This is a genomic window from Roseomonas acroporae (genome assembly GCF_023223525.1).
GTDB classification, from domain to species: Bacteria; Pseudomonadota; Alphaproteobacteria; order Acetobacterales; family Acetobacteraceae; genus Roseomonas_E; species Roseomonas_E acroporae.
This window is the reverse complement of record NZ_JALPRX010000193.1, coordinates 1-2,079: the sequence shown is the minus strand read 5'-3', so window position 1 is coordinate 2,079 and position 2,079 is coordinate 1. Positions and strand designations below refer to the sequence as shown.

Annotated in this window: 1 protein-coding gene, 1 pseudogene and 1 other annotated feature; the gene and the pseudogene both read right to left on the bottom strand. The window is 69.3% G+C overall.

Going from position 1 to position 2,079, the window contains the following annotated elements; genetic code table 11:
• Nucleotides 1–569 (bottom strand): annotated as a pseudogene (locus M0638_RS27775) (transposase); the annotation flags it as partial.
• Nucleotides 169–285 (bottom strand) — a sequence feature (AL1L pseudoknot). Its footprint overlaps the pseudogene before it by 117 nt.
• A 12-nt stretch (nt 570–581) precedes the next feature.
• The gene (locus tag M0638_RS27770; RefSeq protein WP_248670196.1) at nt 582–1,838 is read right to left on the bottom strand and encodes an IS256 family transposase; all 1,257 of its coding nucleotides are present in this window, start codon (nt 1,836–1,838) and stop codon (nt 582–584) included.
• Nucleotides 1,839–2,079: the final 241 nt, after the last annotated feature.

The window sequence follows — 2,079 nt, the reverse complement described above, 5'->3', positions numbered from 1 at the left end:
CTCGATGCCTTCCCGCCCGAGCTGCCGCCAGACCTTGCGTACGCCGTAGACCCCGAAGTTGGCCGCGTGCACCCGCCGGATCTCGGCACAAAGGTGAGCATCGCGCTGGCGGCGCGCCGATGCCCTGGCCGGATCGGCCCGGCAGGCGACGTGGGCGTGGTAGGTCGACGGGGCGATCGGCAGCACCCTGCAGATCGGCTCGACCCCGTAGGCCGCACGGTGATCGTCGATGAAGGCGATCATGGCTTCGATCGGCGGTCGAGCTCCGCCATGGCAAAATACGCCGACGCCTTGCGCAGGATCTCGTTGGCCTGGCGCAGCTCACGGTTCTCCCGCTCCAGGGCCTTGATCCGCTCGCCCGCCTCGCTCGTCGGGCCCGCCCGCTGTCCCTGGTCGCGCTCAGCCTGTCGTACCCACCCGCGCAGCGTCTCGGCCATGCAGCCGATCTTGCCCGCGATCGAGCCGATCGCCGCCCATTGCGACGCATGGTCGGCCGCATGCTCCAGCACCAGCCGCACCGCTCGCTGCCGCACCTCGGGCGAAAACCGGTTCGACGTCTTCTTCGTCATCGCTCCATCCTCTCAAGGACTGGAGCCTCCGGCAAACTTGGGGCGGTTCAAGGTGACACCGCCGATGACTTTGGGCAACTGGTTCTCGCCCTTCAGCCTGCGCCAGGTCTTGGCAGCGGCCATGACCAGCTTGAAGACCATCAGGCGCGCGGTGTCCTGGGACAGAGCGCCCTTGGTCCGCACGGTGCGGTGCCGGACGGTGGCGAAGACGCTCTCGATGGGGTTCGAGGTGCGCAGGTGGTCCCAGTGCTCGGCGGGGAAGTCGTGGAAGGTGAGCAGTGCCTCGCGATCCTTGGTCAGGCAGGTGACGGCCTTCTCGTACTTGGCAGCGTACTTCGCGGCGAAGGTGGTGATCGCCGCTTCGGCGGTGGCGCGGTCCGGCGCCTGCCAGATCTCGCGCAGGTCGGCCTTGGCCGCGGGCTGGACGGACTTTGGCAGCTTGTCCATGACATTGACCGTTTTGTGCACCCAGCAGCGCTGGTGCCGTGTCGGGGGGAAGACCTCCTCCAGCGCTTTCCAGAAGCCGAGCGCGCCGTCGCCGGTGGCCAGCTCGGGTGCCATCGCCAGGCCGCGCGCCTTGAGGTCGACCAGCAGCTCCCGCCAGCTCTGGGCGCTCTCGCGCAAGCCGACCTGGAAGCCGACCAGCTCCTTCTTGCCCTCCGGCGTCGCCCCGATCAGGACGAGCATGCACTCGGCCTGCGGCTCCATTCTCGCCTGCAGGTAGACCCCATCGGCCCAGAGGTAGACGTAGCGCCGCGCCGACAGGTCGCGCCGCTGCCAGCGCGCATGGTCGGCCTGCCACTCCTCCCGCAGCCGCGCGATCACCGCCGGCGAAAGGTTCGGCGCTTCCTTGCCCAGCAGGGCGGCCAAGGCTTCCTGGAAGTCGCCCATTGAGACCCCGCGCAGATAGAGGATGGGCAGCAAGGCATCCAGGCTCCACGTCCGCCGTGCCCAGCGCGGCAGCAGCGCCGAGGTGAAGCGGATCCGCTCGCTCCCCTCCTCAGCGCCGCGGTCGCGAACCTTCACCCGCCGTATCGCGACCGGCCCGATCCCGGTCTGCACCAGCCGCTCCGGCCCCTGCCCGTGTCGCACCACCCGCTCCCGCCCGTCCGGCAGCCGCTCCCCCTTCATCTCGGCCAGGAAGGCCTCGGCCTCCGCCTCCACCGCCTGGACCAGCAGCCGACGCGCCCCACTCCGCAGCACCGCCGTCAGCGGATCTTCGATCTCATCGGGCTGGCGAAGGGGGACGACAGTGGTATGGCTCGTCATGGCGTTTCGCTCCTCCGGGAGGTTCTGGCAGGCTCGTCACCCGCCTCGACACGCCGCCTCTCTCACCCCGCCATCACCCAGGTTCGGACATAGCTCACGGCCGCCACTCCGGATCCGCACCGGGGATGTCGGCCCACGCGGCAGCAATCGGTTCGTCCCCGGGCGCCGCTCGGCTATCGGCGATCACGTCCGGCTTAGAGGAACTAACACAACCGCTTGCCTTGCCTGAAGGTGATGAGGC